Genomic DNA, 24,414 nt, shown 5'->3' with positions numbered 1-24,414 from the left:
CGCATCAGCGAATTTACCCGAGGACGACGACACGTGTGGATCAAGCAATCGCTGGGCTCGGCGCCCAACTTGGCTGTCGCGTTCTCCACTTCGATGTCGGACGCGACTCACGCATACGGATCGATCGCATGCTCCAGGCCATGGGCGTACGTCCTGAACTGGGCCTTGGCTCCAGCGCTCAGGGGTGAGTCGGGGCGCAGGATGTTCGGCAGGGACGTGACGCGCCACATCCGGAAGGTGTCCGCCACCACCCGGTCGTTCCGGACACCCAGCAACGATCCCGCCGTCCGCACGGCATCGACGACCAGAGGAACAGCCGTGCCGGGACCAGGGCCTCTCACCGTGGCCGTTCCCACCAAAGCATCCAGGAAGGTGACCAGTTGGAGGTCCCTGCCCATGCGGACCATGCGCCGCAGCACAGCCGGGTCATCGATCCGTGGAGGGTAGCTTTCGATGTACCCCGAGTACATCGTCAAATACTCGGCTGTCACCTCGCGGCAGTCGTTCCATCCTCCCTGGCTCTCGAAGATGGCCATCGTCTCGGGAGAGAAGTCACCGACGTCTCGAATCAGCGCGAGGAGTCGATCGATCTCGTTCCGGTGAGCCGCCACGAAGCCGGCGAGGGACACATCCCGCAGAGCCTTTGCCCCCGATTCCGTCGCCGCGCCCAGCTCCAGAATCCCCCACAGTGGGGCGAACACGTCATAGCCGAGTCCCGTTTCTGAGATCGGCGCATGGACGTGGTCCGTCTGCGCGGACCACCGCGAGCTGTTCTCCTGGCTCACGCCTGCGTGACATACGGGAGGAAGGTGGCCCATGCGGTGGGGGCGAAGGTGAGGTGCGGGCCCTGGGGGTTCTTGGAGTCGCGGAGGTGGATCTTGGTGGGGGTGGGGGCCATCTCGACGCAGTCGTTGCCGTTACTGCTGTCGCTGTAGGTGCTCTTGAACCATTCCAGCGCGACTTCGACACAGTCACCGGCTTCGCTGCTGCTGCTGTAGGTGCTCTTGAACCACTTCAGCTCGGAAGCTTCCTCGACCGAGGTCCCGTGGGTCATGCCTCTCCCAGCACTTGCTCGATGAAGGCCAGCGACTCCCTCGGAGTGAGGGCTTGGGCCCGGATCATGCCATACCGCAGTTCGAGGATCCGCAGGTCTCTTGGGTCCGAGACAGGGCGGCCGTTGAACGCGCCATCGGAACGCCCGACTGCCGTACCGTCGCCGGCCGCTGGGGCGTGACGCCCGGACCTGTCCCGCGCAAGACCGTCTGGGCCGAACTCGCCCTCCCCGCCACCGGATCGCGGTTCTCGACGTCCCGGTGATCGACGTCCCGGCCCCGCACGACATCAAAAGCTTTTAAATCCGGAGGAAGAAAAAACCTCCCAACCCCACCGGTCCACCCGCAGGTAGCACATCACTCTCAAGGGTGATCATTGCTAACTGAGCTGGATTTTGCGCCCGTTGGGGGGCATATGCTCGCCGCGACAGCGTCCGAGTGCCCCGACGGCATCCCGGCGCCACGGCGTCGCTCCAGCGCGCTGTCACCACGGCAATCGCAGACATGCGACGGCCCCCGGCCGGGACTGGCATCCCGATCGAGGGCCTGACCAACGAGGAAGAGAACGACTTCCCGATGGATTCCCAAAACCTTAGCGCGCCCTCGTGCGCCCAGCCCCGTGTTCCGCGGGGTGTCACCCACATCAACGTCCGCCATTCCACCCGTTTCACGGTGGTCGGCAACCACCTCGCCCAGCACCGCGAGCTGACCCTCAGCGCGAGGGGGCTCGCCCTCCACATCCAGTCGCTGCCCGAAGGCGCCCGCGTGGACATCAAGTCGCTCGCCGCGCGCCTGCCCGATGGCGAGATGCGGATCGCGGCGGCCCTGCGGGAGTTGGAGGCGCATGGCTACCTGTCCCGGAGGCGGGAGCGGCTGCCGAGCGGACAGATCGTCACGCACACGGTGTCGTACAACCAGCCGCACGGGCTCGTCGAGCCGACAGTCCAGCCGCCTGCGCCCGACCCCGCGCAAGTGCCCGAACTCCCGCCCACGCCCGTGCCGGCTCATGAGCCGGCCTCCATCCAGGTTCCCTCTCCCGGCCCGGAGACAGGACCAGCACCCGGGCCGAACTCCGCCCCTGTGATCCCCGTGCCGCAGGCGCCCTCATCCGTGGCCACGCCCACACCGACACCCGCATTCAGGCCGGCACCAGCGCCGAAGCGTCCTCTCCCCACCCCCGACACCGACAACCCGGACCGGGACCGCGCAGCCACCGCACTCCTCGCGAGCCTGCACCGCGAGGACCCGCGCCTGCTGCTCGCGGAGCGCGACGTACATCGTCTCGCCCCGGCCGTCGCGGCTTGGCTGGAACGCGGCGCCGCCTCCGAAGCCGTACGCCTCACCCTGGCAGGCGGCCTCCCCCGCGAGCGTCTGCACCACCCGGCGTCCCTCCTGGCCCACCGCCTCACCGAACTGCTGCCACCGCGCCTGCCCGCCATCGCCCCGCCTGTCGCGCGATCACACCCACAGCGCTCGCAACCGCACCCGCTCCAGAATTGCGACGGCTGCGACCGCGCCTTCCGTTCCCCGGACCCCGGCCGCTGCCGCGACTGCCGATCCGTTCCCCTGGAGGCCGCCTAGCATGAAGGTGACGATCCTTGCCCCCGGGCACAGACGAGGAGCGAGCGCCATGACCATCGCCCCGGACCACGCGCAGCAGGGCGCCTCCCACCTGTACCGGACCATGAGGGGCTTCGTTCAGTCCATGGATGACACCCTCCCCGGCAAATTCGAGATCACCAGGGAAGGGATCGTCCACGACATGATGTCGCCGGGAGGGCCGCACGAGGTCACGGCAGCGCATATCAGCCGTCGGCTGGAGAAGGTCATGCCGGACGAGCTACTGGCCCACAACGGCACCCCGGACGTGGAGAACGAACCCGAAGGCATCATGCGCCACCCAGACGTCATGGTGATCGCCTGGAACGACCTGGACACCGAAGCCTCCATCGATCCACGCATCGTCATCGCCGCCGTCGAGGTCGTCTCCCGTTCCAACCCGGACAACGACTGGGTCGGCAAGATGCGTGACTACCCGCTGATCGGCATCCCCGTCTACGCCGTCTTCGACCCCCGCACCGGCACGGGCGCCGTCCTCGGCGACATCCACGCCACTCCCGAGGGCCCGCGTTACGCGACCCGCAAGGACTTCGTCTACGGCGAGGACGTCACCATCGCCGAGTGGACCATCTCGACCCGGAACCTGCCGCGCTACAAGAGCTAGCCCGGCCGACGAACGGCATGCTCCCCCGGCCTGGCGGCTGTACCCCCGGGAAGCCCCCTTCGGCAGGTGGGCGACCTCTCCCCCGTAACCTCACCCCATGCCCCGCACGACTCCGCCCCGCCCCCTCGAAGTCACCGCCCTCTTCCCCGAGTTGGCACCGCTGGCCCGTACCGCGGTCCGACTGCACCCCCGTCCCGGCGCGCCCACCGCCGCCGACAGTTCGATCGGCGGCCCTCTGTTGTGGCCCGTCGATGAGCCCTGGCCCACTTGCCCGGATCACGCCGGCCCCTCGCACCGCGGTGTCGTCCCCGACGACGTACTGCTGAGGCGGCGCGTTCTCGCCAAGGCCTGGGCCCGGCCGCGGGCCGAGGGCGCCGACCTTCTCACTCCCGAGGAGCGGCTGATCGTCGATCGTGGCTCCGCCCGTACGCGCATCGCCCAGGACGGGCCGGTCCCGCTGATCCCCGTGGTCCAGCTGTACGCCGGTGACATACCCGCGCTGCCCCGCCCCGCCGGTACCGACCTGCTCCAGTTGCTGTGGTGCCCCTTCGACCATGCCGAGGACTACCTCCCCGCGGTCCTACTGCGCTGGCGGGCCTCCTCCGACGTCACCGCACCCCTCGCGGCCGCCCCTCAGCCGTCGGTCATCGGCAACAGCGACTATCTCCCCGAGCCCTGCGTTCTGCACCCGGAGACGGTCACCGAGTACCCGCCCCCGCACGAGCTGCCGGAGGAACTGGCGGAACGGATCGAGGAGTGGGAGGTGGAACAGAACCCGGAGGAGCTGGACGACATCGGCGTCGTGTACTACCAGTACGACCTCAGCGTCGCCCCCGGATGCAAACTCGGAGGCCACCCGCCCTGGAGCTTCAGCGACCCGTTCCCCATGGCCTGCTCCGAGTGCGGCGCGGACGTGCGCCCGCTGCTCACGATCGACGGCACCGAATGGGACGGCGGCAATGGCAGCTGGTGCCCTGTCGAGGACGCCGGCTACGCAGGCCTGCACTTCCTCGGGCCGGCCTGCGCCACCCAGCTGAACATCGGACGCGGCTACAACCTGCAGGTCTACATGTGCACGGCCTCGTACGACCATCCGCATGTGCAGAACATGCAGTGACGGTTCCCGGCCCCGCAGCCATCGGCGCTGACGGGTGACGGACACAGCGAAAGGGCCCGTACGACCGAAGTCGTACGGGCCCTCTCTGGAGCTCTGGAAGGAGCTACCAGGTCATGCGGTCAACAATTACTTGTTGATCTTGATGACCTGGCCGGCGCCCACGGTCCGGCCACCCTCACGGATGGCGAACTTCAGGCCCTCTTCCATGGCGACGGGCTGGATGAGCGTAACGGTCATCTCAGTGTTGTCGCCCGGCATGACCATCTCGGTGCCCTCGGGGAGGGTCACGACGCCGGTCACGTCCGTGGTACGGAAGTAGAACTGCGGGCGGTAGTTGTTGAAGAAGGGGGTGTGACGGCCACCCTCGTCCTTCGACAGGATGTAGGCCTGGGCCTCGAACTCGGTGTGCGGCGTGACCGAACCGGGCTTGATGATGACCTGGCCGCGCTCGACGTCCTCGCGCTTGATGCCACGGAGGAGCAGACCGACGTTCTCACCGGCCTGGCCCTCGTCGAGCAGCTTGCGGAACATCTCGATGCCGGTGACCGTGGTGGTGGTCTTGTCCTGCTTGATGCCGATGATGTCAACGGTCTCGTTGACCTTCAGGACACCACGCTCGATACGGCCGGTGACGACCGTACCGCGACCGGTGATCGTGAAGACGTCCTCGACGGGCATGAGGAACGGCTTCTCGGTGTCACGCGGCGGGGTGGGGATCGCCTCGTCGACGGCGGCCATGAGGTCCAGAACGGTCTGGCCCCACTCCTTGTCGCCCTCGAGCGCCTTGAGCGCCGAGACCTTGACGACCGGAAGGTCGTCGCCCGGGAACTCGTACTCGGAGAGGAGCTCACGGACCTCGAGCTCGACGAGCTCCAGGATCTCCTCGTCGTCCACCATGTCGGCCTTGTTCAGGGCGACGACGATGTACGGAACGCCGACCTGGCGGGCCAGGAGCACGTGCTCCTTGGTCTGCGGCATCGGGCCGTCGGTCGCGGCGACGACGAGGATGGCGCCGTCCATCTGCGCCGCACCCGTGATCATGTTCTTGATGTAGTCCGCGTGACCGGGGCAGTCGACGTGGGCGTAGTGACGGCCCTCCGTCTGGTACTCGACGTGCGCGATCGAGATCGTGATACCGCGCTGGCGCTCCTCGGGAGCCTTGTCGATCTGGTCGAAGGCCGAGGCCTCGTTCAGGTCCGGGTACGCGTCGTGCAGCACCTTGGTAATGGCGGCCGTGAGGGTCGTCTTACCGTGGTCGATGTGACCGATGGTGCCGATGTTGACGTGCGGCTTAGTCCGCTCGAACTTTGCCTTCGCCACTGGGGTCCTCCTGCGGAGTGGTTCTGGTACGCCTTACTCATCGGCGCCAGGTGATCTTTGCTGGGATGCCGCCCGCCGGGGTTTTCCCTTCCGGGTGAGCCCCGGCGGTCGGTGTCAAGCCTAAAGCGTGCAAACGGGGTGTGTTACTCGCCCTTGGCCTTCGCGATGATCTCCTCGGCGACGTTCCTGGGAACCTCGGCGTAGGAGTCGAACTGCATCGAGTAGCTTGCGCGACCCGAGGTCTTGCTGCGGAGGTCGCCGACGTAGCCGAACATCTCCGAGAGGGGCACCAGACCCTTGACGATCCGGGCGCCCATACGCTCCTCCATGGCCTGAATCTGACCACGGCGGGAGTTGATGTCGCCGATGACCTCGCCCATGTAGTCCTCGGGCGTGGTGACCTCGACGGCCATCATCGGCTCAAGAAGCACGGGGGACGCCTTGCGCGCGGCCTCCTTGAAGGCCTGCGAGCCAGCGATCTTGAACGCGAGCTCGGAGGAGTCGACCTCGTGGTAGCCACCGTCGAGAAGAATGACGCGGACGCCCGTCATCTCGTAGCCGGCCAGGATGCCGAACTGCATGGCCTCCTGCGCACCCGCGTCCACCGACGGGATGTACTCCCGCGGGATACGGCCACCGGTGACCTTGTTCACGAACTCGTACGCCGGACCATCGGTCTCGGTGATGGGCTCGATCGCGATCTGCACCTTGGCGAACTGACCGGTACCACCGGTCTGCTTCTTGTGGGTGTAGTCGTGACGCTCGACGGCCTTGCGGATCGTCTCACGGTACGCGACCTGCGGCTTGCCGACGTTGGCCTCGACCCGGAACTCGCGCTTCATACGGTCGACCAGCACCTCGAGGTGCAGCTCGCCCATACCGCCGAGGATGGTCTGGCCCGTCTCCTCGTCCGAGTGGACGTGGAAGGAGGGGTCCTCCTCCGCGAGACGCTGGATGGCGACACCCAGCTTCTCCTGGTCACCCTTGGACTTGGGCTCGATGGCGACCTGAATGACCGGCGCCGGGAAGTCCATGGACTCCAGGATGACCGGGTTTTTGTCGTCGCACAGCGTCTCACCGGTGGTGGTCTGCTTCAGGCCCATGACGGCGACGATGTCGCCGGCGCCCACCGCTTCGATCTCCTCACGCTTGTTCGCGTGCATGCGGTAGATCTTGCCGATGCGCTCCTTCTTGCCCTTGACGGAGTTCAGCACCGCGGTGCCAGTCTCCAGGCGGCCCGAGTAGACCCGGACGAAGGTGAGCTTGCCCAGGTGCGGGTCGCTCATGATCTTGAACGCGAGCGCGGACAGCGGCTCGTCGACGGACGGCTTGCGCTTGACGACGACCTCGGGGTCCTTCACGTCGTGGCCCTCGATGGCCTCGACGTCAAGCGGGGTCGGAAGGTAGCGCACGACCGCGTCGAGCAGGGGCTGGACGCCCTTGTTCTTGAACGCGGTGCCACAGAACACCGGGGTGACCGTGACGTCGGTGGACTTGCCGGACGCGATGGTGACACGACGGATCGCGGCGTACAACTGCTCCTCGGTGGGCTCCTGGCCCTCCAGGAACAGCTCCATGATCTCGTCGTCGTGCTCCGCGACGGTCTCGACCAGCTTGCCGCGGTACTCCTCGGCAGCCTCGGCGTGCGTGGCCGGGATGTCGACGACGTCGTACATCTCGCCCTTGGCGGCCTCGGCGGACCACACGAGCGCCTTCATGCGGACCAGGTCCACAACGCCCTTGAAGTCCATCTCGGCACCGATCGGCAGCTGCATGATGATCGGAACGGCGCCAAGCCGGTCCCTGATCATGTCCACGCAGCGGTGGAACTCGGCGCCGGTACGGTCAAGCTTGTTCACGAAGCAGATGCGCGGCACGCCGTAACGGTCGGCCTGACGCCACACCGTCTCGGACTGCGGCTCGACACCGGCGACACCGTCGAACACCGTGACGGCACCGTCGAGGACGCGGAGCGAACGCTCCACCTCGACCGTGAAGTCGACGTGCCCCGGGGTATCGATGATGTTGATCGTGTAGTCGTTGTCCTCAAGCGGCCAGTGACAGGTGGTGGCAGCAGAGGTGATCGTGATGCCACGCTCCTGCTCCTGCTCCATCCAGTCCATGGTGGCGGCGCCGTCGTGGACTTCACCGATCTTGTAGCTGACGCCGGTGTAGAAGAGGATCCGCTCGGTGGTGGTCGTCTTGCCCGCGTCGATATGAGCCATGATCCCGATGTTGCGGACCCTGGCCAGGTCAAGTGAAGTGGTAGCCATAAGGCTTCAGTCTTCTCTCGGTCTCGATGTGGGTAACGACTACCAGCGGTAGTGCGCGAAGGCCTTGTTGGACTCGGCCATCTTGTGGGTGTCCTCACGCTTCTTCACAGCGGCACCAAGGCCGTTGGAGGCGTCGAGAAGCTCGTTGAGCAGACGCTCGGTCATGGTCTTCTCGCGACGGGCGCGGGAGTAACCGACGAGCCAGCGCAGCGCGAGCGTGTTGGCGCGACCGGGCTTGACCTCGATCGGAACCTGGTACGTCGCACCACCGACACGGCGGGACTTGACTTCGAGCGTGGGCTTGATGTTCTCCAGCGCGCGCTTCAGCGTGATGATCGGGTCGTTGCCCGTCTTCTCACGCAGACCCTCCATGGCGCCGTAGACGATGCGCTCGGCGGTGGAGCGCTTGCCGTTCATCAGCACCTTGTTGATGAGGGAGGTCACAAGAGGGGAACCGTAGACCGGGTCGATGATGACCGGGCGCTTCGGGGCGGGGCCCTTACGAGGCATTTTCTACTTCTCCTTCTTGGCGCCGTAGCGGCTGCGGGCCTGCTTGCGGTTCTTGACACCCTGGGTGTCGAGCGATCCTCGGATGATCTTGTAGCGAACACCCGGCAGGTCCTTCACACGGCCGCCGCGCACGAGCACGATGGAGTGCTCCTGCAGGTTGTGTCCCTCACCCGGAATGTAAGCCGTGACCTCGATCCCGCTGGTCAGACGCACACGCGCGACCTTACGCAGGGCCGAGTTCGGCTTCTTCGGGGTGGTCGTGAACACACGCGTGCAGACGCCACGACGCTGGGGCGAACCCTCGAGTGCGGGCGTCTTGTTCTTCTCGACCTTGTCCTGCCGGCCCTTCCGGACCAGCTGCTGGATCGTAGGCACTACTTCTCCGGTTTCTGTGTGCCGAATGGTGGAGCTAACCTGGAACGCCACCGACCCACGCGGTCGGGTGTGTCGAACACTGCAGACTCTCGCCGTAAGGCGAAAAGGGCGCAGATTGCGGTGGCCGCTTACGGCTCTCCTTGCGGTCTGAAGGCACGCACGAGAGCCAGGGCACACCCCAGGCACAAGGTAAGAGCGTACCTACCTCACGGACTTCGGTCAAAACAAATGCCGTGGTGCCCGACACGCCGGACTTCTCCCGATCCATTCTCGGGGCTGTTCACGCATGGCGCAGCTTGGTCACCGGGTTCAGCGGTGAAACTCCCGATTCCGTGCGCACCGCACACACTGGGTGAGTACGTTGACCGGTTGCTGCGCATCGGTCACTGTGCGTCGGCCGCGATGCCGACGGGGGACGGGGGACGGACTCATGGCGGCTGCGCCTTTACCCGGGGACGAGAGCCTGGACGACCGCGTGCCGTTCCTGGCACGCCTGGAGAGCGAGGACCGTTCCGCGCTGCTGTCGCTCGGGCGCGAGCTGTCCTTCGCGCCCCGGATGGTGCTCCTGCACCAGAGCGAGCCCTCCTCGCACGTGCTGATCGTGACGCACGGCTGGACGAAGGTGACGGCGTCCGCCGCCAACGGCTACGAGGCGCTGCTCGCGCTGCGGGGGCCCGGCGACATCGTCGGCGAGTCCGCCGCGCTCACCGGCCGGCCGCGCTCCGCGACGGTGACGGCCCTGGAGCCGGTCCGCACGGTCGCGCTCGTACGCGAACACTTCAAGGACTTCCTCGCCCGCTCCCCCGCGGTCTCCTTCGCCCTCCTCGGCCTCACCTCGGACCGCACCCGCGCCGCCGACCGCCGTCGCCTGGAGTTCGCCTCCATGAGTGTCCGCGAGCGCTTCGCGGCGCTCCTCCTCGATCTGGCCCGCACGAACGGCCACCGCACGGAGAAGGGCATCGAACTCTCCGTGCCGCTGAGCAAACAGGAGCTGGCGGGCTCCGTGGGGGCGTCCCGGGAGATGGTCCAGCGCCTCCTGAAGGAACTCCGGGAGCGGGACGTGGTGCTGACGGGCCGGCGGACGATGGTGATCCTGCGGATGGACGTCCTGCGGCGGATCGCCCGGGGATGAACCCCTGACACCCGGCCCCCGCGCCTGACGGACCCCCGACACCCGGGACCCCGCGCCTCACGGACCCCCGACACCCGGGACCCCGCGCCTCACGGACCCCCGACACCCGGGACCCCGCGCCTCACGGACCCCCGACACCCGGGACCCCCGCGACTGATGAACCCCTGGCACCTGGGACCCCCGTGACGGGGGACCGCTTCTGTGCACACGGTCACACTTCGAGTGGGACATCCGCCCTCACACCCGGCCCACCGGTGACGCCACCCTGCTTGCCAGGCGAGGCCCCCACCGAAAGGCGACCATGACCGACCCCGTGAGCCGGACGATCCTCCTGCTGGACATCGAGAAGTACAGCGACCGGGACGACGTCGAGCAGGCCTATCTGCGCCGGATGCTGTACGACATCACGGACCGGGCGCTGGAGAGCGCCGGCATCGACGAACGACTGCGCCTGCGCGCCGACCGCGGTGATTCGGTGATGGAGCTGATCGACGCCAACGCCTCGGTCACGGGACTGCTGCGCGCCCTGCTCACCGAGGTGCCCGCGCTGCTCCGCGGGGTCAACCGGACGGCCTCCAGCTCCGCCCAGATCCGGCTGCGCGGTGTCGTCGCCACCGGATACGTCGCCGTCGACGCGTACGACGGCTGGGTCGGCTCGGACCTCAACCACGCCTGCCGGCTCCTCGACGCCCAGCTGCTGCGCGCGGCCCTGCGGGAGCGGCCGGACGACTTCGCCCTGTGCGTCTCGGAGGGCGTGCACGCGGGGATCGTGCGGCACAGCCACCCGGGCATCCCGGCGGACGGCTTCCACCCGGTGACGGTGGACAGCAAGAACGGACCCCTGCGGGCCTGGCTGCACGGCCCAGTCCCGTACGGGGCGGACGACCACGGTGAAAGAGGGGGGACCCCGGCGCCGGGCGGCTCGGGGGAGAGCCCGGCGCCGGGGGCGGGGGCTCCCGGTCCGGAAGCGGGGCGAGGGACCGGGACAGGCCCGCGTACAGGGACGGAGGCCCAGGCCGGGATGGAGGCGGCGGAGGCTCCGGGCCCGGACCTGCCCGCTCGGACCGATCAGTCCGCCGGGCCCGGCCGAACCGCCGAGTCCGGGCAGCCCGTGGACGCCGGCCCGCCCGACGCCACCGACCGGAGCGGCCGGCCCGAGCCCGAGCCCGAGTCCCAGCCCGAGCAGCCCGCCGCGCCCCCCGGGAACGTCGTCTTCAACTTCGGCGGCGGCTCCCCCAGCTTCGGCGGCAGCCTTGTCGCGGGGGACCAGCACGGGGTGTCCGGCGGGCAGGTCACCGGGGACGTCCACCTGGGCAGGACCGGGGGTGAGCCGGCGTGACGGTGCCTCCGCCCACGACGCCGGGCGCCTTGGACGACGTACCACCGCCAGAGGGGCAGTGGCCGGGCGGGCCGCACCCGGCCTCCGAGGCGGGCGCCGACTACGGCGAGCCCGAGGAGCGGACCCAGGAGGCCAGGGCCGCGCAGCGCGAACTCGTCGCGCACACCCCGGGATTCATCTTCAGCGAGGCCGCGTCCTTCGGCGGCAGCCTGGTCGGCGGGGCCCAGCACGGGGTGTCGGCGGGCGGCTCGGCCCGTGACGTGTTCATGGGCGGCAAGACGGAGATCCACCACCACGGGACGGCCTCCGCCTCGGCGGCGTACGTCTCGGGGGAGATCCCCCGGCAGCGGCTCGACGCGCTCGCCGGAGTCTTCGTCGAGGGCCCCTCATTCGCCTCCGACCTGGCCCGGCTGCGCGACGAGCGCGTCCTCGTCCTCGCCGGCGCCCACTCCACCGGCCGCTACGCCGCCGCACTGATGCTCCTGCACCGCCTGGGCGTGCCCGCCGTGCACGCCCTGTCCGCCGAGACCGGCCCGGCGAACCTGGGCACCCGGCTCACCGCGCCCGGCGGGCACGTCCTGCGCGATCTGCCGCTGAGCCGCAACCGCCCACTGCGGGAAACCCACCTGTACGCGGCCCGCGACCGGCTCACGAAGACCGACGGGTATCTGGTGGTGACCCTGGAGAACTCCCCGTTCCTGCTGGGGGTCACCCCCTCCGTCTGGGAACCGCCGGAGGCGGCCGAGGTGCTGCGCGCCCACCTGGCCGACCTGCGGAAAGATCCGGGAGACATCGCCGGTCTGCTCGCCCTCGCCCCCGTGCGCGACTTCCTCGCGCGCGGCGCCCACCGCCCCGCCGAGGCCGCCCGGTTCGCCGCGGAGGTCGCCCGTTACGACGGCGGCGAGGAAGCGGCGGCCCGCCTCGCCGACTTCGGGCACACGGCGCTCGAACAGCAGTGCCGGGAGTGGCTCAGCGACCCCGAGGCCACCCTGCGCGACAAGGCGTTCCTCATCTCGCTCGCCGTCTTCGACCAGGCGCCGTACGTACTCGCCGCCGAACTCGCCGACAAGCTGTACGTGCACTTCCAGCGGCTCCAGCATCCCGAACAGCCGCCGGAGATCCCGCTGTTCGGCCTCGCCGCCGAAACCCGGCTGGAGCGGGCCCAGGCCGAGGGCGAGGTACGGGACGAGGCCACCGAGTGGGGCTCGGTGCCGCAGTTCACGGCCTACTTCAAGAAGGAGAACACCCCGCGTCTGCTGCTCGGGGAGGTGTGGACGGGCCATCCGTCGGCGCGGCCCGCGCTGATCTCCTGGCTGAAGGAGCTGGCCCGCGACAGCCGTCCGGTCGTCCGGACCCGGGCCGCCGCGGCCGCCGCGCTGCTGGCCCGCGCCGACCTGCCCTCCACGGTGGCGCTGCTGATCGACGGCTGGGCGGTGTCGAAGGCCTTCGGCCCCCGTGTCACCGCCGCGAACACCCTCACACTCGCCCAGCTCCTCGACGCGCCCGTCGTACTGCGCCTGCTCACCCAGTGGTGCACGGACACCCACTGGGCCCGCCGCTGGACCGCGATCCGCGCCTTCGGCCTGCTCACCCCGCTGCGCCCGGACCTCGCGGGCCCGGCGCTCAGCGCGCTCGCCGCCCGCGCCCGCGCCGGGGGCAGCAGCAGGACAGAGTCGAACAACCTGGTCGACTCCACCGCCCTGCTGCTCTCGGTCGGCGCCCGGCGCGGCGAGATGCTCTCCGAGCTGGTGCGCCTGCTCCACCACGACACGGCCTCGGTCCGGGCGCTCGCGCTGGCCGCGTTCGTGCGCGCCTGCGACAACGCCGAGGAGGGCGCGCTCGTCGAGTGGTACGCCGACACCGGCATGTACGAGGTGGACTCGGCCCGCGACCTGGCCGCCCTCTGGCGGACCGCGCTCGGTGACCGCGGGCACACCCGTGGGGCCCTGGACGCCCTGCACACCTGGGTGCGGCTGGCCGAGCGCCGGGCCGACGTCGCACAGGCCCTGGAGCTGCTGCTGCCCGCCCTGGTCGTCACGGCGGACGACCGCAAGCGCCTGAGCCACGAACTGGTCGGCCTGCGCGCCCCGGACGGCGGCGCGCGGCCACCCGTGGCCGACCGCCTGCTCGGCCTCCTGATCCCCTCCACCCCAGATCCATCGAGGAGTTGAACCATGGCGGAGTTCCGCCGTCAGCCGGAGTGGCAGCAGGACGCCAACCGGCACACCGCGCTCATCGACCCGGTCCTCACCGTGCGGCCGATCGCGCGCTTCGACTACACCGTCCGCCGCGCGGTCACCGCGATCGACCACGCGCTGGTCTTCGTCACCGCGAAAGGCACGTACGACGTCTACACGCCGCCGCACCGGCCGAGCCGCTCGGAGGCGGCCACCCGCCGCTACATCTCCGTCTACGAGGTGGACATGGGCAGCCACCCCGTGCAGCTCGCCCTGGAGGTGCCGAGCGACGACGACGCGTTCTGCTTCGGCGCCACGGCCGACCTGACCTGGCGGGTCGCGGACCCGATCGCGTACGTGGCGAGCGGCGAGCGCGATGTGCCGACGCGGCTCACCCGTGAACTGCACCAGCTCGCGCGCCCGGTATGCCGCGCCTTCTCCATCGAGGACAGCCCGGCCGCCGAGCGCGCGGTCCAGCGGGCCGTGGAGAGCGGCGGTTTCGCGGCGGGCATCGGGCTCGCCGTGACCTGTGCCGTACGGCTGCGGCTGGACGACGAGGCGATCGCGCACCGGCGACGGCAGCGGAGCCTGCGCTACGAGTCGGACATGCTCGACCCCGAGCACGAGTTCCGGCTCCGGCTGGCCCGGCAGCAGCACGAGCTGGAGATCCTGCGCCAGCAGCAGGACCACCATCTGATCACCGAGAAGATCAACTTCTACCAGTACCACCTTCAGCACGGGGGCGTCGCCGCCTGGGCCCTGCACCTCTCCCAGCACCCCGAGGACACGAAGATGGTCATCGGGTCCATCCAGAAGGACCAGCTGTCCCTCATCAGAGGCCAGCTGCAGGTCATCGCCGGGGACACCCTGGAGGACTTCCAGAAGGCGGAGTCGGCCCGCTCGACCCTGCGGGCCGTCGACGAGCTGATCCAGCAGCAGACGCCTCCGGGGCCGCGGGACGGGCAGGGGGCACTGCCCGCCGAGGCCACGCCCGGAGTGCCGCAGACGCCGCCCCAGCCGCCGTATCCGGGCCAGTCTCCCTACCCCGGCCCGTCGTCCCAGCCGCCGTACGCCGGACAGACACCGTACGGCGAGCGGCCTGCCTACGACGGAGGTCGGCCTCCGTACACCGACGACCGTCCTCCGTACACCGGGCAACCCCCGTACGCGGGGGGTCAGCCGTCCTACTCGGGCCCACCGCCGCACGCCGGTGGGCCCGCCCCGTACGGCGGCGGGCAGGCTGCGCACCCCGGTGGACAACCGCACGCCGATGGGCACGCCCCGTACAGCGGCGGGCAGGATCCGTACGCCGGTGGGCGGCCGCCGCTGTACACCGATGACCGGCCCTCGTACGCCGGACAACCCCCGTACGAGGGTGCTCAGCCGCCGTACAGCGGCGGCCCGGACACCGGGTCCGTCGCGGCACCGGGGCGGCCCGACAGCCCCGCCACCGCGTACGGACCGCCCTCCGCCACGCCCTACGCCACCGCCGGCCCGTCTCCCGCCGTGCCCCCGGTGCCCGGCGGCCCCGACGGCGCGCGAGCCGCCGTGCCGCCCACCGTGCCGCCGCAGGGCGCTCCGGAGGGCGGCGAGACCGCGTGACCGCGCCCGCGCCCGGCGCGTTGCCGTCGGAACTCGTCACCCGGCCGCCGGCCGCGGCGCTCATCGGCTGACATCCCGCGCAGCCACCAGCCACATCGAAGGAGTCCCCATGTCCCAGCCCCCAGGGCCGGCCCCCGCGTCCCCCGAGCCCCCGTACCCGGGAGCCGCGACCCCGTCCCCGCAGTACCCGGGCACCGCCACCCCACCACCCCAGCACCAGGGCACCGCCACTCCCCCGCCCCAATACCCAGGAGCCGCCGCTCCGCCGCCGCAGTACCCCGGGGGACCCGGGGCCGGCGGACCGGGACCCCGTTACCCGGGGACGGGAGGCCCCGCACCGCAGTACCCCGGAGCCGGCGGCCCCGGGCCCCAGTACCCGGGTGCGGCAGGGCAGCCCCCTCAGTACGGCGGCGGCGGGCCGGGGCCGCAGTACCCGGGACCCCAGCACCCGGCGGCGGACCCGCGGTACGCAGGCCCGCCGCAGCCGCAGCCCGCACCGTTCGTCCCGCGTCCCGCCGTCGCGCCCGACGATCTCGACTACCGCCACCAGGGCTCACGCGTTCATCTGGCGAGCCATCAGCGGGGTGCCGACGCCACCGCCCTCGGGCAGCTCGCGACGCAGATCCCGGGGGCCCTGGTGAGCCTCGCCGTGGTGTCGGCCCTCGCGCTGGGGCTGTTCGGCACGGTCGTGGGCTGGCTGGTCGTGGTGGCCTGGCTGGCCTCCGGGTCGCTCGTCTTCCACCGGCCCACCGAGCTGCGCTTCGCCCGGCACGTGCTCAAACTGCGGACGCCGCTGGCCGAGGAGCGGGCCCGGCTGGAGCCGATCTGGCGCGAGGTCACCGCCCGGGCGGGTATCGAGGCGGACACCTACGAGCTGATGGTGGAGAACAGCGACGACCTGAACGCGGTCGCGGCCGCCGGGCATGTCGTCGGCGTCACCACCTACTCCCTCAACCGGATTCCCAGCAGCAACCTCGCCGCCGTACTGGCCCACGAACTCGGCCACCACACCGGCGGTCACGCCTGGGCCGGGCTCCTCGGCTACTGGTACTCGCTGCCCGGCCGGCTCGCCTGGGCGTTCACCCGCGGGATGGCCAGAATCGCGCTCGCCGTCGCCGGGGTCTTCTCGGCGGCCGCAACCGGGCTGCTGATCCTCTTCATGGGGATGTTCGTGCTCACCGGGTTCCTCGTCGCCTGGTACATCACCGTCCCGCTCGTCATCGCGCCCTATCTCCTCGCCTACGCGGGCCGCCTCGGCGAACTGCGCGCCGATCAGCAGGCCGCGGCCCTCGGCTTCGCGCCCGAGATGGCAGAGGTCCTGCACCACTTCCAGGCCGAGGAGGACGCCGCGAAGGCGGCTGCCGTCGCCCAGGGCAAGAAGCTCCAGGAGCCCGGCGGCCTCGCCAGGCTGCTCTCCACCCACCCCGACAACTACACCCGGCTGCGCGCCCTGGAGCCGTATCTCCAGCTCCCGCGCTAGGGGCAGGTCCTGAGCGGACCGGGAGCGGGAACGCCGAAGGGCGGTCACCCCCGTCGGGGATGACCGCCCTTCGTACTACTGCCTACTGCCTACCGCTTACTGGTTGTACGGACCGTAGTCGTAGTCCTCCAGCGGGACGGCCTGGCCGGAGCCGGTGCCGAACGGCGAGTAGTCGATGTCGTCGTAGCCGACGGCCGAGTACATCGCGGCCTTGGCTTCCTCGGTCGGCTCGACCCGGATGTTGCGGTAGCGGGACAGACCCGTACCGGCCGGGATGAGCTTACCGATGATGACGTTCTCCTTGAGGCCGATCAGGGAGTCGGACTTGGCGTTGATCGCCGCGTCCGTCAGAACCCTGGTCGTCTCCTGGAAGGACGCCGCCGACAGCCACGACTCGGTCGCGAGCGAGGCCTTGGTGATACCCATCAGCTGCGGACGGCCGGAGGCCGGGTGGCCGCCTTCCTGGACCACACGACGGTTCTCGGTCTCGAACTTCGAACGCTCGACCAGCTCGCCGGGCAGCAGCTCCGCGTCGCCCGACTCGATGATCGTCACACGGCGCAGCATCTGCCGGATGATGATCTCGATGTGCTTGTCGTGGATCGACACACCCTGCGAGTTGTAGACCTTCTGGACCTCGCCGACCAGGTGGACCTGGACGGCACGCTGACCCAGGATGCGCAGCACGTCGTGCGGGTTGGTGGCACCCACGGTGAGCTTCTGGCCCACCTCGACGTGCTCGCCCTCGGACACCAGGACCCGGGCACGCTTGGAGATCGGGAACGCCGTCTCCTCGCTGCCGTCGTCCGGGGTGACCACGAGCTTCTTGGTCTTCTCGGTCTCCTCGATCCGCACGCGGCCGGAGGCCTCGGAGATCGGGGCGACACCCTTCGGCGTACGAGCCTCGAAGAGCTCGACGACACGGGGCAGACCCTGGGTGATGTCGTCACCGGCCACACCACCGGTGTGGAAGGTACGCATCGTCAGCTGGGTACCGGGCTCACCGATGGACTGGGCGGCGATGATGCCGACCGCCTCACCGATGTCGACCAGCTTGCCGGTGGCCAGCGAGCGGCCGTAGCACATGGCGCAGGTGCCGACGGCGGACTCACAGGTCAGGACCGAACGGGTCTTGACCTCCTCGATGCCGTGCTTGACGAGCTCGTCGATGAGGACGTCGCCGAGGTCGGTGTTGGCCGGGGCCAGCACCTTGCCGTCGACGGTGATGTCCTCGGCCAGCGCACGTGCGTACACGCTGGTCTCGACGTTCTCCGTCTTGCGCAGCACGCCGTCCGCGCCGCGCTCGGCGATGGCCAGACGCAGACCACGGTCGGTGCCGCAGTCCTCCTCGCGGATGATGACGTCCTGCGAGACGTCCACCAGACGACGGGTGAGGTAACCCGAGTCGGCGGTACGCAGGGCGGTGTCCGCCAGACCCTTACGGGCACCGTGGGTCGAGATGAAGTACTCGAGCACCGACAGGCCTTCACGGAAGGAGGCCTTGATGGGACGCGGGATCGTCTCGTTCTTGGCGTTGGACACCAGACCACGCATACCGGCGATCTGACGCATCTGCATCATGTTGCCTCGGGCGCCCGAGTTCACCATCATCGAGACCGGGTTGGTCTTCGGGAAGTTCGCGTTCATCGCCTCGGCGACCTCGTTGGTCGCCTTGGTCCAGATCGCGATGAGCTCCTGCGTGCGCTCTTCCTTGGTGATCAGACCGCGCTCGTACTGCTTCTGGACCTTCTCGTCCAGGTCCTCGTAGCCCTTGACGATCGCGCGCTTCGCATCCGGAACGACGATGTCGGAGATGGCCACGGTGACGCCGGAGCGGGTCGCCCAGAAGAAGCCGGCCGCCTTCAGGTTGTCGAGCGTCGCCGCCACGATGACCTTGGGGTAGCGCTCGGCGAGGTCGTTGACGATCTCGGAGAGCTGCTTCTTGCCGACCTCGTAGTCGACGAACGGGTAGTCCTCGGGCAGCAGCTCGTTGAAGAGCGCGCGGCCCAGGGTCGTCCGCAGGCGGAAGGTGTCACCCTGCTGCCACTCCGGGTCGCCCTCCTCCCGCGCCGGCGGGGTCCAGCCGCGCGGCGGGATGGTGCCCACCGGGAAGCGGATGTCCACGCGCGACTGGAGCGAGAGCTCCTTGGCGTCGAACGCCATGATCGCCTCGGCCACGGAAGCGAAGGAGCGGTCCTCGCCCTTCACGTTCCGCAGGTCGCCGTCGGTGGTCAGGAAGAACAGACCGAGGACCATGTCCTGGGTCGGCATCGTGACCGGGCGGCCGTCGGCCGGCTTGAGGATGTTGTTCGAGGACAGCATCAGGATGCGGGCCTCGGCCTGCGCCTCCGCGGAGAGCGGCAGGTGCACGGCCATCTGGTCACCGTCGAAGTCCGCGTTGAACGCGGTGCAGACGAGCGGGTGGATCTGGATGGCCTTGCCCTCGACCAGCTGGGGCTCGAAGGCCTGGATGCCGAGGCGGTGCAGCGTGGGCGCACGGTTCAGCAGAACCGGGTGCTCGGCGATGACCTCTTCGAGGACGTCGTACACGACCGTGCGGCCGCGCTCGACCATCCGCTTGGCGCTCTTGATGTTCTGCGCGTGGTTCAGGTCGACCAGGCGCTTCATCACGAACGGCTTGAAGAGCTCCAGCGCCATGGCCTTCGGCAGACCGCACTGGTGCAGCTTCAGCTGCGGACCGACGACGATCACGGAACGCGCGGAGTAGTCCACACGCTTGCCGAGCAGGTTCTGACGGAATCGACCCTGCTTGCCCTTGAGCATGTCGGACAGCGACTTCAGCGGACGGTTGCCGGGGCCCGTGACGGGGCGACCACGACGGCCGTTGTCGAAGAGCGCGTCGACGGCCTCCTGAAGCATGCGCTTCTCGTTGTTCACGATGATCTCGGGGGCACCGAGGTCGAGAAGGCGCTTCAGACGGTTGTTCCGGTTGATCACACGGCGGTACAGGTCGTTCAGGTCGGAGGTCGCGAAGCGGCCACCGTCCAGCTGCACCATCGGGCGAAGGTCCGGCGGGATGACCGGCACGCAGTCGAGCACCATGCCCTTGGGGCTGTTGCTGGTCTGCAGGAACGCGGAGACGACCTTGAGGCGCTTGAGCGCGCGGGTCTTCTTCTGGCCCTTGCCGGTGCGGATGATCTCGCGGAGGCGCTCGGCCTCCTCGTCCAGGTCGAAGGACTCCAGGCGCTTCTGCAGCGCCGCGGCACCCATCGAACCGTCGAAGTACGTGCCGAAGCGGTCACGCAGCTCGCGGTAGAGGAGCTCGTCGCCCTCCAGGTCCTGGACCTTGAGGTTCTTGAAGCGGGTCCACACCTCGTCGAGACGGTCGATCTCGCGCTGCGCACGGTCGCGCAGCTGCTTCATCTCACGCTCGGCACCTTCACGCACCTTGCGGCGCACGTCGGCCTTGGCACCCTCGGCCTCGAGCTCGGCCAGGTCGGTCTCGAGCTTCTTGGCGCGGGCCTCGAGGTCGGCGTCGCGGCGGTTCTCGACCTGCTGACGCTCGACGGAGACGTGGGCCTCCAGCGAGGGCAGGTCGCGGGTGCGGCGCTCGTCGTCGACGTACGTGATCATGTACGCGGCGAAGTAGATGACCTTCTCGAGGTCCTTCGGGGCGAGGTCGAGCAGGTAGCCCAGCCGCGACGGAACGCCCTTGAAGTACCAGATGTGGGTGACGGGAGCGGCGAGCTCGATGTGGCCCATCCGCTCACGGCGCACCTTGGCGCGAGTGACCTCGACGCCGCAGCGCTCACAGATGATGCCCTTGAAGCGGACACGCTTGTACTTACCGCAGTAGCACTCCCAGTCCCGGGTCGGACCGAAGATCTTCTCGCAGAAGAGTCCGTCCTTTTCGGGCTTGAGGGTGCGGTAGTTGATGGTCTCGGGCTTCTTGACCTCGCCGTGGCTCCACTGACGGATGTCGTCAGCGGTGGCCAGACCGATCCGGAGCTCATCGAAGAAGTTGACGTCGAGCACTATGCGTCAATCCCTCTCAGGGTTGTAAGTCTTAGGGGTCTGATACGGGGGTCCTGGGGCCGGCGGGCCTTGATCACCTTTTCCACAGGTGTTCAAGGCCCCCCGGACTCCCGTCAGACCTCTTCGACGCTGCTCGGCTCGCGCCGCGACAGGTCGATGCCGAGCTCCTCCGCCGCGCGGAAGACGTCCTCGTCGGTGTCACGCATTTCGATGGACATACCGTCGCTGGACAGCACCTCCACGTTGAGGCAGAGAGACTGCATCTCCTTGATGAGCACCTTGAAGGACTCGGGGATGCCGGGCTCGGGGATGTTCTCGCCCTTGACGATGGCCTCGTAGACCTTCACGCGGCCGGTGACGTCGTCGGACTTGATGGTCAGCAGCTCCTGGAGGGCGTAAGCGGCGCCGTACGCCTCCAGCGCCCACACCTCCATCTCGCCGAATCGCTGGCCACCGAACTGAGCCTTACCACCCAGCGGCTGCTGGGTGATCATCGAGTACGGACCGGTCGAGCGGGCGTGGAGCTTGTCGTCGACCAGGTGGTGGAGCTTGAGGATGTACATGTAGCCGATCGAGACCGGCTCCGGGAACGGCTCGCCGGAGCGGCCGTCGAACAGCGGCGCCTTGCCGGACGGGAGGACCAGACGGTCGCCGTCGCGGTTGGGCAGGGTGTGCTCGAAGAGGCCCGCGAGCTCGTCCTCACGCGCACCGTCGAAGACGGGGGTGGCGACGTTGGTGCCCGGGGCGACCTTGTCGGCCCCGATGGACTGCAGGCGCTGTGCCCAGTCGTCCGCGAGACCGGAGACGTCCCAGCCGCGGCTGGCGAGCCAGCCGAGGTGGATCTCCAGGACCTGTCCCGGGTTCATTCGGGACGGGACACCGAGCGGGTTGAGGATGATGTCGACCGGGGTGCCGTCCTCCAGGAACGGCATGTCCTCGATCGGCAGGATCTTCGAGATGACACCCTTGTTGCCGTGACGGCCGGCGAGCTTGTCACCGTCCGTGATCTTGCGCTTCTGCGCCACGTAGACACGAACCAGCTGGTTCACGCCCGGCGGCAGCTCGTCGCCCTCTTCACGGTCGAAGACGCGGACGCCGATGACCTTGCCGATCTCGCCGTGCGGGACCTTCAGCGAGGTGTCACGGACCTCACGGGCCTTCTCACCGAAGATCGCGCGCAGCAGGCGCTCCTCCGGCGTCAGCTCGGTCTCGCCCTTGGGCGTGACCTTGCCGACGAGGATGTCGCCGGCGACGACCTCGGCACCGATACGGATGATGCCGCGCTCGTCGAGGTCGGCGAGGACCTCTTCGGAGACGTTCGGGATGTCCCGGGTGATCTCCTCCGGGCCGAGCTTGGTGTCACGGGCGTCGACCTCGTGCTCCTCGATGTGGATCGAGGAGAGGACGTCGTCCTGCACGAGGCGCTGCGACAGGATGATCGCGTCCTCGTAGTTGTGACCCTCCCACGGCATGAACGCCACGAGCAGGTTCTTGCCGAGCGCCATCTCGCCGTCCTCGGTCGCGGGACCGTCGGCCAGGACCTGGCCTTCGATCACGCGGGCGCCCTCGTCCACGACAACCTTCTGGTTGACGGAGGTGCCCTGGTTCGACCGGGAGAACTTGTGCAGGCGGTACGTGGTGTACGTGCCGTCGTCGTTGGCGGTGGTGATGTAGTCCGCGGAGACCTCCTGGACCACACCGTCCTTCTCCGACTTCAGGACGTCACCGGCGTCGACCGCGCAGCGGTACTCCATGCCGGTGCCGACCAGCGGCGCCTCGGACTTGATGAGCGGAACGGCCTGACGCATCATGTTCGCGCCCATGAGGGCACGGTTGGCGTCGTCGTGCTCCAGGAACGGGATCATCGCGGTCGCGACCGACACCATCTGGCGCGGGGAGACGTCCATGTAGTCGACGTCGTCACCGGGGACGTAGTCGACCTCTCCGCCACGACGGCGGACCAGGACGCGGGACTCCTCGAAGCGGAACTCGTCCGTCAGCGGCGCGTTGGCCTGCGCGATGACGAATCGGTCCTCTTCGTCGGCCGTCAGGTAGTCGACCTCGTCGGTGACGAAGCCGCCCGTGACCCTGCGGTACGGGGTCTCGACGAAACCGAACGCGTTGACCCGGCCGTAGGAGGCGAGCGAGCCGATCAGACCGATGTTCGGGCCTTCGGGGGTCTCGATCGGGCACATGCGGCCGTAGTGCGACGGGTGCACGTCACGGACCTCGAAGCCGGCCCGCTCACGGGAGAGACCACCCGGGCCGAGCGCCGACAGACGGCGCTTGTGGGTGAGACCCGACAGCGGGTTGTTCTGGTCCATGAACTGCGACAGCTGGCTGGTGCCGAAGAACTCCTTGATGGAGGCGACGACCGGCCGGATGTTGATCAGGGTCTGCGGCGTGATCGCCTCGACGTCCTGAGTCGTCATGCGCTCGCGGACGACGCGCTCCATACGAGCCAGACCCGTGCGGACCTGGTTCTGGATGAGCTCGCCGACGTTGCGCAGACGACGGTTGCCGAAGTGGTCGATGTCGTCGGTCTCGACGACGATCGAGGTGCCGTTGTCACCAACGGTCTCGGTCTCACCGGCGTGCAGCTTCACCAGGTACTTGATCGACGAGATGATGTCCTCGACGGTCAGGATCCCGGCGTCCAGCGGGGCGGTGCCGGCCAGCTTCTTGTTGACCTTGTACCGGCCGACCTTGGCGAGGTCGTAGCGCTTCGGGTTGAAGTAGAGGTTCTCCAGAAGCGTCTGCGCGGCCTCACGGGTCGGCGGCTCGCCCGGACGCAGCTTGCGGTAGATGTCCAGCAGCGCGTCGTCCTGGCCCTGGGTGTGGTCCTTCTCCAGGGTGGCGCGCATGGACTCGTACTCGCCGAACTCCTCGAGGATCTGCTCGGTGGTCCAGCCGAGAGCCTTCAGGAGAACGGTGACGGACTGCTTGCGCTTGCGGTCGATGCGGACACCGACCATGTCGCGCTTGTCGATCTCCATCTCCAGCCAGGCGCCCCGGGACGGGATGACCTTGGCGGAGAAGATGTCCTTGTCGGACGTCTTGTCGATGGAGGAGTCGAAGTAGACACCCGGCGAGCGGACCAGCTGCGACACGACGACACGCTCGGTGCCGTTGATGACGAAGGTGCCCTTGTTGGTCATGAGCGGGAAGTCGCCCATGAAGACCGTCTGGGACTTGATCTCGCCGGTCTCGTTGTTGGTGAACTCGGCGGTGACGAAGAGCGGGGCCGCGTACGTGAAGTCGCGGTCCTTGCACTCGTCGATGGAGTTCTTCGGGGGCTCGAAGCGGTGGTCGCGGAACGTCAGGGACATCGACCCGCTGAAGTCCTCGATCGGGGAGATCTCCTCGAAGATCTCCTCCAGACCGGACTTGGTGGGGACGTCCTGTCCGCTGTCCAGAGCCGCCTCGACACGAGCCTTCCACGCGTCGTTGCCGAGCAGCCAGTCGAAGCTCTCGGTTTGCAGCGCAAGAAGGTTCGGAACCTCGAGGGGCTCCTTGATCTTTGCAAAGGAGATGCGCAGCGGGGCGGTGCTGGCGCCGTTGTTCGTATTCGCGGTCGAGGCAGTGCGCGAGGCGGCCAAGAGGGGGTCCTTCCGAGGGCTCGGACTCACTACGCGCGTACCGGTCCCATGTAGGACAAAGCGTCGGGCCGTTCCCGATCCGGCCGGGTAAGGCCAGGTCAGGGATAGTCCAACCGTCGATGCTCAAACACGGGTATGCCCCTGGTGACGGGCAGGAGGCAGCTAACAGGCAGCGCAAAGGGTCAGTGTAGCCACTAGGCCCACTGATGTCCAGTCCC

The 24,414-nt window shown here is 68.8% G+C and carries 16 protein-coding genes and 1 pseudogene; 8 read left to right on the top strand and 9 right to left on the bottom strand.

Annotated elements, in window-relative coordinates:
• Nucleotides 1–107: 107 nt before the first annotated feature.
• The 3 genes and pseudogenes from N4G66_RS18955 to N4G66_RS18945 form a co-directional block, all read right to left on the bottom strand.
• On the bottom strand, nucleotides 108–785 hold the full coding sequence (locus N4G66_RS18955; RefSeq protein ID WP_261705319.1) for a hypothetical protein: 678 nt from the start codon (nucleotides 783–785) through the stop codon (nucleotides 108–110).
• Nucleotides 782–1,054 carry a DUF397 domain-containing protein gene (locus N4G66_RS18950; RefSeq protein ID WP_261705318.1) on the bottom strand — a complete coding sequence of 91 codons (273 nt, stop codon included), beginning with the start codon at nucleotides 1,052–1,054 and terminating at the stop codon, nucleotides 782–784. Before N4G66_RS18950 ends, N4G66_RS18955 begins: the two co-directional genes overlap by 4 nt.
• Nucleotides 1,051–1,215, bottom strand: a pseudogene (locus tag N4G66_RS18945) (transcriptional regulator); the annotation flags it as partial. The gene N4G66_RS18950 and the pseudogene N4G66_RS18945, both read right to left, overlap by 4 nt.
• Before the next feature lie 413 nt (nucleotides 1,216–1,628).
• Here N4G66_RS18945 and N4G66_RS18940 point away from each other — a divergent pair.
• The 3 genes from N4G66_RS18940 to N4G66_RS18930 all read left to right on the top strand — a co-directional run bounded on the left by N4G66_RS18940 (nucleotide 1,629) and on the right by N4G66_RS18930 (nucleotide 4,393).
• Nucleotides 1,629–2,633, top strand: a complete 1,005-nt coding sequence (locus N4G66_RS18940; RefSeq protein WP_261705387.1) for a helix-turn-helix domain-containing protein — start codon at nucleotides 1,629–1,631, stop codon at nucleotides 2,631–2,633.
• A gap of 49 nt (nucleotides 2,634–2,682) precedes the next feature.
• Entirely contained in the window at nucleotides 2,683–3,276 is a 594-nt protein-coding gene (locus N4G66_RS18935; protein WP_261705317.1) for a Uma2 family endonuclease, read from the top strand.
• Between the two features lie 97 nt (nucleotides 3,277–3,373).
• Nucleotides 3,374–4,393: a hypothetical protein gene (locus tag N4G66_RS18930; protein WP_261705316.1), complete on the top strand. Its 1,020-nt coding sequence runs from the start codon at nucleotides 3,374–3,376 to the stop codon at nucleotides 4,391–4,393.
• A 126-nt stretch (nucleotides 4,394–4,519) separates the two neighbouring features.
• Here N4G66_RS18930 and tuf read toward each other — a convergent pair whose 3' ends face one another.
• The 4 genes from tuf to rpsL form a co-directional block, all read right to left on the bottom strand.
• Nucleotides 4,520–5,713 (bottom strand): elongation factor Tu, encoded by a 1,194-nt coding sequence (gene tuf, locus N4G66_RS18925; protein WP_261705315.1) that lies wholly within the window; start codon nucleotides 5,711–5,713, stop codon nucleotides 4,520–4,522.
• A 143-nt stretch (nucleotides 5,714–5,856) separates the two neighbouring features.
• Nucleotides 5,857–7,986 (bottom strand): elongation factor G, encoded by a 2,130-nt coding sequence (gene fusA, locus N4G66_RS18920; RefSeq protein ID WP_261705314.1) that lies wholly within the window; start codon nucleotides 7,984–7,986, stop codon nucleotides 5,857–5,859.
• A 39-nt stretch (nucleotides 7,987–8,025) separates the two neighbouring features.
• On the bottom strand, nucleotides 8,026–8,496 hold the full coding sequence (gene rpsG / locus N4G66_RS18915; protein WP_181650348.1) for a 30S ribosomal protein S7: 471 nt from the start codon (nucleotides 8,494–8,496) through the stop codon (nucleotides 8,026–8,028).
• Between the two features lie 3 nt (nucleotides 8,497–8,499).
• Nucleotides 8,500–8,871, bottom strand: a complete 372-nt coding sequence (rpsL, locus tag N4G66_RS18910; RefSeq protein WP_003948652.1) for a 30S ribosomal protein S12 — start codon at nucleotides 8,869–8,871, stop codon at nucleotides 8,500–8,502.
• A 430-nt stretch (nucleotides 8,872–9,301) separates the two neighbouring features.
• Between rpsL and N4G66_RS18905 the strand changes: the two genes are divergently transcribed.
• The 5 genes from N4G66_RS18905 to N4G66_RS18885 all read left to right on the top strand — a co-directional run bounded on the left by N4G66_RS18905 (nucleotide 9,302) and on the right by N4G66_RS18885 (nucleotide 16,601).
• On the top strand, nucleotides 9,302–10,003 hold the full coding sequence (locus N4G66_RS18905) for a Crp/Fnr family transcriptional regulator (protein WP_261705313.1): 702 nt from the start codon (nucleotides 9,302–9,304) through the stop codon (nucleotides 10,001–10,003).
• 301 nt (nucleotides 10,004–10,304) lie between these two features.
• A complete protein-coding gene (locus tag N4G66_RS18900; protein ID WP_261705312.1) occupies nucleotides 10,305–11,342 on the top strand; it encodes a hypothetical protein in 1,038 nt (345 codons plus the stop codon).
• A complete protein-coding gene (locus tag N4G66_RS18895; protein WP_261705311.1) occupies nucleotides 11,339–13,513 on the top strand; it encodes a hypothetical protein in 2,175 nt (724 codons plus the stop codon). Before N4G66_RS18900 ends, N4G66_RS18895 begins: the two co-directional genes overlap by 4 nt.
• Nucleotides 13,514–13,516: 3 nt before the next feature.
• Complete coding sequence (locus tag N4G66_RS18890) at nucleotides 13,517–15,121, top strand: hypothetical protein (RefSeq protein WP_261705310.1); 1,605 nt, start codon at nucleotides 13,517–13,519, stop codon at nucleotides 15,119–15,121.
• A gap of 109 nt (nucleotides 15,122–15,230) precedes the next feature.
• On the top strand, nucleotides 15,231–16,601 hold the full coding sequence (locus N4G66_RS18885) for a M48 family metalloprotease (RefSeq protein ID WP_261705309.1): 1,371 nt from the start codon (nucleotides 15,231–15,233) through the stop codon (nucleotides 16,599–16,601).
• Nucleotides 16,602–16,697: 96 nt separating this feature from the next.
• Here N4G66_RS18885 and N4G66_RS18880 read toward each other — a convergent pair whose 3' ends face one another.
• On the bottom strand, nucleotides 16,698–20,597 hold the full coding sequence (locus N4G66_RS18880) for a DNA-directed RNA polymerase subunit beta' (RefSeq protein ID WP_261705308.1): 3,900 nt from the start codon (nucleotides 20,595–20,597) through the stop codon (nucleotides 16,698–16,700).
• Nucleotides 20,598–20,710: 113 nt separating this feature from the next.
• A complete protein-coding gene (gene rpoB / locus N4G66_RS18875) occupies nucleotides 20,711–24,196 on the bottom strand; it encodes a DNA-directed RNA polymerase subunit beta (RefSeq protein WP_261705307.1) in 3,486 nt (1,161 codons plus the stop codon).
• Nucleotides 24,197–24,414 lie beyond the last annotated feature (218 nt).

This window comes from Streptomyces rhizosphaerihabitans (assembly GCF_025399795.1).
In the GTDB taxonomy this organism is placed as follows: Bacteria; Actinomycetota; Actinomycetes; order Streptomycetales; family Streptomycetaceae; genus Streptomyces; species Streptomyces rhizosphaerihabitans.
This window is presented reverse-complemented; position numbering and strand designations above follow the sequence as displayed.